This window comes from Streptomyces thermovulgaris, assembly GCF_002155915.1.
Lineage (GTDB): Bacteria > Actinomycetota > Actinomycetes > Streptomycetales > Streptomycetaceae > Streptomyces > Streptomyces thermovulgaris.
In genome coordinates, this window is record NZ_MUME01000006.1 from 1 (window position 1) to 7,901 (window position 7,901).

The following is a 7,901-nucleotide window of genomic DNA, read 5'->3' on the forward strand; positions in this document are numbered from 1 at the left end:
TCCAGCAGCCGGCGGGCCTCGTCGTTGGCGAGCAGGACCCGGCCGTCGGCGTCGACGATCAGCACGCCCTCGCGCACCGCGTGCAGCACCGCGTCGTGGTGCTCGTACATGCGGGCCATCTCGGCCGGACCCAGACCGCGGGTCTGGCGGCGCAGCCGCCGGCCGACGAGGAAGGTGCCTCCGACCGCCAGCACCGCGGCCAGGGCGGCGGCCTCCAGGACCATCGGAACCTGCGGGCCCGTCGCCCGGCCCGGGCTGTGGATCCTGACGCCCGCGGTGACGACGCCGACCACGCGCCGGTCCGCGTCGACGACGGGCACCACCGCACGCACGGAGCCGGCCGGCCCGCCGGGGAAGGTCCCGGTGGACGTCCTGCCCTCCAGCGCCCGGCCGATCTCCCGGGCCGGCACGTCGGCCGACTCCGGTGCCGCATCGGTCACGGGGCGTCCCTGGGGGGTCAGTACGGAGAGGAAGTCTGCGCCGGAGCTCAGCTGTGCCTTCCTGGCCTGGACCCGCAGCAGGACCGCCGGGTCGGGCGACTCCAGGGCGAGCGCCGTACCGGGTGCCAGGGCGAAGGTCTCGGCGACGGCCAGTGCCTGCTTCCTGGCCCTGGTCTCGCCGTCGTGCTGCCGCTGCAGCACCACGGCCGCGGCTCCCGCCGCGGCCAGCACCAGGACGACGACCAGTTGAAGCAGGAAGATCTGTGCGGCGACCGTGCCGAGCCACCGGAACGGCGGAGAACCCCGCCTTTCGGGCCTTCGTGCCCTCCGCGCCTTCGGACGGCGGTGGACCGGGGAGGCCCGCCGCCGGTCGTCGGCCGGCGGTTTCGCGCCCCGCGGGAGCCGGCGGGGACAGGAGCCCATGCCCTCCGTTCTAACACCTCGTCTCCCCGCGGGGCGAACGGCGGGTGCGGCGCCTTCTTCCGGCAGCGTGGCTCATGGGGCCGGTGGGACGGGAGGCAGGGACGGTGAGGACCGCGGGGGCTGCGAGGTCTGGCCGGGCAGGGGCTGTTCCGTCCAGATCGTCTTGCCGGAGTCCGTGTACCGGGTGCCCCAGCGCTGGGCGAGCTGGGCGACCAGGAACAGGCCCCGCCCTCCCTCGTCCGTGGTGCGGGCGCGCCTGAGGTGCGGAGAGGTGCTGCCGCCGTCGGAGACCTCGCAGATCAGGACGCGTTCGTGGATGAGACGCAGGCCGATCGGGCCGCAGGCGTGCCGGATGGCGTTGGTGACCAGTTCGCTGACGATCAGTTCCGTGGTGAAGGAGGCCTCCTCGAGCCCCCACAGGGACAGCTGGTGGCTGACGTCGTCGCGCACCTTGTGCACGGCCGACGGGTCGACGGGCACCTCCCAGGACGCCACGCGGTCGCGGCTCAGGATGTGCGTGCGGGCGACGAGGAAGGCGACGTCGTCGCGCGGCCGGTCCGGCAGCAGGATGCGCACCATGGTGTCGCAGATCTCCTCCAGCGGCCGGTCGGGGTGGGCCAGGGTGAAGCAGAGCCGTTCCAGGCCGACGTCGACGTCCTGGGCCGAGGCACTGATGAGGCCGTCGGTGTAGAGCGCGATGACACTGCCCTCCTCCACCGGCATCTCCACCGACTCGAACGGCAGTCCGCCGATGCCGAGGAGCGGGCCGGTGGGGATGTCGGGGAACTCCACGGGCTCGTCCAGATGGGCGATCGCGGGGCTGGGGTGCCCGGCCCGGGCCACGGACATGGTGCCGGAGACGGGGTCGTAGACGACGTACACGCAGGTCGCGCCGACCGCCGGCGGTCCCTCGTCGGACGCCTCCGCCTCCTCCGACAGACGCACGACCAGGTCGTCGACGTGGGCCAGCAGCTCGTCCGGGGACAGGTCCAGGTCGGCCAGGGTCTGCACGGCGGCCCGCAGCCGCCCCATGGAGGCGGCCGCGTGCAGGCCGTGGCCGATCACGTCGCCCACCACCAGCGCGACCCGGGCACCGGAGAGCGGAATGACGTCGAACCAGTCCCCGCCCACCCCCGAGTCGGTGTCGGCCGGCAGATAGCGGTAGGCCACCTCGACGGCGCTGAGCGGAGGCAGGGCGGACGGCAGCAGGCTGGTCTGGAGGGTGAGCGCCGCCTGGTGCTCCCGGGCGAAGCGCCGGGCGTTGTCGACGCACACGGCGGCCCGCGCCACCACGTCCTCCACCAGCAGCTGGTCGTCCTCGGTGAACGCGTCGGGATTCTTCCAGCGCAGCAGGGTCACCACGCCCATCGTGATGCCGCGGGCCCGCAGCGGCACGACCAGATGCGTGTGCGCGTCGAACCCGTCCGTCCCCGTCCACCGCAGGGGGGTGTCGGCGAGCCAGGGCGTCGACGGGCCGACGGACTGGCGCACGGCCTTTCCGGTGGCCAGGCAGAGCTGCTGCGGGGACCCGCTGGGGTACTGGACGGCCTCACCGATCCCGGCGAGCATCCGGGGCTGGTTCTCCTGGATCGACAGATGGGCCGAGTGCCGCAGGACGGCCGGCCGGAGCACGGAGGCGGCAGGCGGGCCCTGTTCCGTCTGCACCACGTCCAGAAGGTCGATGGCCACGAAGTCGGCGATCCGCGGGACGACGACCTCCGCCAGCTCCTGGACCGTCCGGTCGAGGTCCAGCGTGGTCCCGATGTGCTCACTGGCCGTGTTCAGCAGCAGCAGCCGCTCGCGCGACGGGTCCTGGGCGGTGACGTCCAGGGCGGCGTAGCAGATGCCCAGCGTCCGTCCCGTGCCGTCGCGCAGCGGGAAGAACGAGCGCAGCCGGGAGCGCGGCGGGCCGCGCCGGGGCGACACATGCTCGATGGTGACCTGGGACTGTCCGGAGATCAGGGTCTGCCGGGCGTGCCGGGTGACGACCGGCGACGTCTCCGGCACGGCCTCGCCGGCCGCGTCGCCGACGCTCGTGGTGTCCACCGGATGCCCCTCCACTCCGGCCAGGGCGCGGTTCACCCAGCGGTACCGCAGCCGGGTGTCCAGCGCCGCGACCCCGATGGGGGACTGTTCGAGCAGGCCCTGCACGACCGCCTCGTACCACTCGTGCCGGTGCCGGTCGGCGACGTCGCAGGCGAGGACGAGCCAGTCGCGCGAGCCGCCGGCGGCGAGCAGCGGGCACACACGGACGGCGAGCCGGACGGTGTGGCCCGCACGGTGGCGTACGGCGATCACCGCGTCCCCGGCGCGGTCGATCCGGCGCAGCCGGGAAACCATGGCGGTCGGGACACGGCCGGGCCACAGCAGCCGGGCCGGACGCTGCACGACATCATCGGCCGGGTAACCCAGCAGGTCCTGGGCTCCCCGGCTCCAGTAGGCGATCAGCCCCTCGGCGTCGATGATCGCCACTGCTGAGGTCTTGATGTCGAACGGATCGCCCGGATACGTGTGGTCGGCCGCACCGCTGACGCCCATGTTCTCGCTCTCGTCCACGGGCAGGACCTCCTACGGGCATCCTGCCATCGGCGGCGGTCTTCCGCCGCTCGGGGAGAACGGGCCACGTCGGCGCGGGGGGAACGGCCCGCGTGCCGTGCGGGGAGAACCGCTATGCCTCCGCCGCCAGCGCCTTCAGCGACTCGTCGGTGAGCCGGTACACCGTCCACTCGTCCTGCGGGCGGGCGCCCAGGGACTCGTAGAAGCCGATCGCCGGCTCGTTCCAGTTCAGGACCGACCACTCCAGGCGCGCATAGCCGCGGGCGACGCACAGACGGGCCAGTTCCCTCAGCAGCGCCCGGCCGTGGCCGTTGCCGCGGGCCTCCGGGCGGACGTAGAGGTCCTCCAGGTAGATGCCGTGCACCCCGCGCCAGGTGGAGAAGTTGAGGAACCACAGGGCGAAGCCCACCACCTCGCCGTCGGCGTCCTCCGCCAGGTGTGCGAACACCGCCGGGTGCTCGCCGAACAGCGCCTCGGCCAGCTGCTCGGGCGTGGCCCGGACCTCGTCGAGCGCCTTCTCGTACTCGGCGAGCTCACGGATCAGGGTGTGGATGACGGGGACATCGGCAGGAGTCGCGGGACGAATCATGCACGCAGTGTCACATGCCGTGTTCCGCCGGAACCGGCCGGGGTGGGACCGGAACCGGCCGGGGAGCGGAACGGGGCGGCGGCCGGCCGCGGGAAGCGGCCGGCCGCCAGGGGGCTCGGCGGTGACCCGGCTCAGGACGTCGGCGCCGGATAGGTCGGGTACTCCACGCCGGAGATGTACTGCACGACCCGGATGACCTGGCAGGAGTAGCCGAACTCGTTGTCGTACCACAGGTAGAGGATCGCGTTGTCGCCGTCGACCTTGGTGGCGCCGGCGTCCACGATGGAGGCGTGGCGCGAGCCGATGAAGTCGCTGGAGACCGCGTCGGGGGCGCTGGTGAAGTCGATCTGCCGCTTGAGCGGGGAGGTCAGCGACACCTTGCGGAGGTAGTCCAGGACCTCCTCGCGGGTGGTCTCGCGCGCCAGCTGCAGGTTGAGGATGGCGATCGAGACGTCCGGCACGGGGACGCGGATCGAGCTGCCGGTGATCTTCGCCTTGAGGTCGGGCAGCGCCTTGGCCACGGCGGAGGCGGCACCGGTCTCGGTGATGACCATGTTGAGCGGCGCGGAGCGTCCGCGGCGGTCTGCCTTGTGGTAGTTGTCCAGCAGGTTCTGGTCGTTGGTGAACGAGTGGACGGTCTCCACGTGGCCGCGCAGCACGCCGTACTCGTCGTCCATCGCCTTCAGCGGCGGGACGATCGCGTTGGTGGTGCAGGAGGCGCAGGACAGGATCCGCTCGTCCGGCTTGATGGTGTCGTGGTTGACGCCGTGGACGATGTTGGGGACGTCGCCCTTGCCCGGCGCGGTCAGGACGACCTTGTCGATGCCGGGGCGCAGGTGCTGGGACAGGCCCTCGCGGTCGCGCCACTTGCCGGTGTTGTCGATGAGGATGGCGTTCTTGATGCCGTACGCCGTGTAGTCCACCGACGCCGGGTCGTCGGCGTAGATCACCTTGATCCTGTTGCCGTTGGCGAGGATCGTGCTGTTCTCCTCGTCGACGGTGATGGTGCCCTGGAACTGGCCGTGGATGGAGTCGCGGCGCAGCAGCGAGGCACGCTTGACGAGGTCCTCGGAGGCCCGGCCGCTGCCTCTGCGCACGACGATGGCGCGCAGCCGCAGGCCGTTGCCGGAGCCGGCCTTCTCGATGAGCAGCCGGGCCAGGAGCCGCCCGATGCGGCCGAAGCCGTAGAGGACGACATCGCGTCCCTCGCGGCGCTCGATCTTGTTGGCGCCGGTGGCGCCGGCGACGGCCTCGGCGGTGAACTCCTCCACCGACAGGCCGCGGTTGTCGTCGCGGTACGCCGCGACGAGCAGCCCGAGGTCGATCTGGGACGGTCCGAGATCCAGTGTGGTGAGCGCCTTCAGGAACGGGAGCGTCTCGGTGACGGACAGCTCCTCGCCGGTGATCTGCCGGGCGAACCGATGGGCCTTGAGGATGCTCACCACCGACTTGTTCACCAGGGAACGACTGTGAATCAGGACGGTGACGTCCCGCTCCCGGTGCAGTTTCCCGATCATCGGGATCATCGACTCCGCGATCTCCTCGCGGTTCTTCCAGTTGGTGAACGAGTCGTCGTTGACAGTCACGGATCTATCTTTCGAGATCTTTCGAGCTGGGCGGCTCTATCTTTCGAGCAGAGTGGCGCTCATATGCTAACCACACGAGATGTCGATCATGACAAGCGGGTCGTACCGCCGCATCGGGGCGGTACGACCCGCTGTCGGGACGGATGTGTCAGTGGTGGGCCGACGGCATCACCGGTGGGCGGCGTGGCCGTTGCGGGCGGCCCCGAGCGTCAGTGCCGTGGCGGCGAGACCCAGCAGGGCCACCAGGGCGCCCATCCAGCAGTTGTTCCAGACGATGCCCGCGCGTGCGCTGTGGGTCTGGGTCACGACCCAGGGGGAGATCAGCAGCCAGAGGCCGAGCGGGGCGAGGACCCACGCGAGGCGGTAGGTGCGCTCCGGAACCATGGTGAGACCGGCCCCGATCAGGGCGATGGCGAGGCCGATGATCAGGTTGTTGACCGTGATGTTGCGCTGCGTGGCGAAGTGCACGGCCCAGGGCGAAATGGCGACGTAGAGACCGGCCAGGACGATGAGCCCCTCGACGGCCATGGCCCGGCCGCTGGAGGCCGTCCGCTCCAGGCGCTCGCGCATCTCGGCCATCTCGGGATGCGAGGTCATTCCGGTTCCGGTGGTGGAGCCGGTGGCGGAGCGTTGCGGATACGACATCGCTGCCGTCTCCTCTCCATGAGATTGCGAGTTTGGTGTTGTGGTTCTAAGCGCCGATTTCCCTTAAATGTCTGCATTGGCACCATCTTGCGTGATTTTTATCGCGCCTACATCCCCGCCGATTCCCGTCGGTTCCCCTCACGGAGCGTGCTCGGTCATTTGTCAACCGCGTCCGCGGTACGTCAGGATTTCGTCAAGGACGCGTCAAGATCCGGGGAGGGTGTGTGACAGGGGCGGAGTTCCCCGACGAGTACCTGGCGCGATACACCCGGATCCTGACCGAGGTCTGCGCCACCGGCCGCCGCCTGACCCGGGACGAGCTGGAACTGCTGCGCACCCAGGGGGAGCGGGCCGCGGAGGCCGGCCACAGCCTGCGGAAACTCGTCCTCCGGCACCTGGCCGAGGCCAGGGCCGTCGCCCCCGCGCTGACGGACGCCGGGACCGACCTGGTCCTCGCCGCCGTCGAGCAGGCCGTCGACGCGTTCGCCGAGGGCCACGAACGGGCCCAGAGGCTCGCCATGCGTCAGGAGGAGGCCGACCGCCGCGAGTTCATCGACGACCTGCTCTACGGCCGCAGCGACCTGGGACGGCTGGCCGAACGCGCCGAGCGCTACGGGCTGCTGTTCTCACGCGCGCACGCGGTGGCGGTCGCCCAGGGCGCCCGGCCCGTCGACGACACCCATCCGGCCACACGGCACGTCGAGACCACGCTGTTCACCCGGTTCGGCGAGCGCCGCATCCTGCTGACCACCAAGGACGGCCGGCTCGTGTGCATCGCCCCGGGCGACCAGGAGGACGTCCTGACGTTCTTCGCCAAGCAGGCGTACGCCGCCACCGACGGCGGCCGGGTCGCCATCGGACGCACCCATCCCGGCGCCGGGGGAGTGGTCCGCTCCTACGAGGAGGCCCTCAACGCGCTCGAACTCGCCGACCGGCTCGAGATGGAGGAGCCCGTCCTGCGCGCCGCGGACCTCCTGGTCTATCCCGTCCTGACCCGCGACCGGCAGGCCATGGCCGACCTGGTCCGCGACACCCTGGGACCGCTGGAGGCCGCCCGCGGCGGGGCCCAGCCGCTCCTGGACACCCTGACCGCCTACTTCGAGTCCGGCTGCACGGCCGCCGAGGCCGCGCGCCGCCTCAACCTCAGCGTGCGCGCCTTCACCTACCGCCTGGAGCGCATCCGCAAACTGACCGGCGCCGACCCCGCCGACCCCATGCACCGCTACACGCTCCAGACCGCCACGATCGGTGCGCGTCTGCTGGGCTGGCCGGAGAACGAGCTGTGACGCGGCGCCGCCGGCCGGCGGCACCCGGCCGGCCGTCCGGGACCTCCCCGCGCACGGCTGCCCCGGACGGCTCCTGCCGTTCACTCCACTGACTCTTCCAGGAGGCGTCCGCCCCGGGGCGGACGCCTCCTGGACCCGCCGCAGGTCACCGCCCCGGACGAGGAAGGCGCGATGGACGCCATCGAGTTGTTGAAGCACGACCACCGCAGGGTGGAGCAGCTGTTCCGTGACTACCGGGCCGCGGCCTCCCGGACCCAGCGGCGCGCCGTGGTCGAGCTGATGATCCGCGAGCTGTCCCAGCACGCGGCGCTCGAGGAGATGATGCTCTACCCCCTGGCCAAGAAGGTGCTTCCCGACGGCGAGCAGAGGGTCGACG

Annotated in this window: 7 protein-coding genes; 2 read left to right on the forward strand and 5 right to left on the reverse strand. The window is 71.5% G+C overall.

From position 1 onward, the window contains the following. From CCN35_RS00380 to CCN35_RS00400, 5 genes are all read right to left on the reverse strand, one after another. On the reverse strand, positions 1-863 hold an 863-nt coding region (locus CCN35_RS00380; RefSeq protein WP_483883413.1), incomplete at its 3' end, for a sensor histidine kinase. A gap of 72 nt (positions 864-935) precedes the next feature. Beyond that, positions 936-3,419, reverse strand: coding sequence for a SpoIIE family protein phosphatase (locus CCN35_RS00385; protein WP_328587123.1), 2,484 nt, complete (start codon positions 3,417-3,419; stop codon positions 936-938). A gap of 112 nt (positions 3,420-3,531) precedes the next feature. After that, entirely contained in the window at positions 3,532-4,008 is a 477-nt protein-coding gene (locus tag CCN35_RS00390) for a GNAT family N-acetyltransferase (RefSeq protein ID WP_067399737.1), read from the reverse strand. Between the two features lie 131 nt (positions 4,009-4,139). Then, complete coding sequence (locus CCN35_RS00395) at positions 4,140-5,594, reverse strand: glyceraldehyde-3-phosphate dehydrogenase (RefSeq protein ID WP_067399740.1); 1,455 nt, start codon at positions 5,592-5,594, stop codon at positions 4,140-4,142. Positions 5,595-5,762: 168 nt separating this feature from the next. Then, positions 5,763-6,239, reverse strand: a complete 477-nt coding sequence (locus CCN35_RS00400; RefSeq protein WP_067399744.1) for an SPW repeat protein — start codon at positions 6,237-6,239, stop codon at positions 5,763-5,765. A 224-nt stretch (positions 6,240-6,463) separates the two neighbouring features. On the opposite strand from CCN35_RS00400, the gene CCN35_RS00405 reads away from it, so the two are divergent. Next, positions 6,464-7,525 (forward strand): PucR family transcriptional regulator, encoded by a 1,062-nt coding sequence (locus CCN35_RS00405; RefSeq protein WP_086791136.1) that lies wholly within the window; start codon positions 6,464-6,466, stop codon positions 7,523-7,525. Positions 7,526-7,696: 171 nt separating this feature from the next. Next, positions 7,697-7,901 (forward strand): hemerythrin domain-containing protein (locus CCN35_RS00410; protein ID WP_143631331.1); only part of this gene is annotated, 205 nt, incomplete at its 3' end.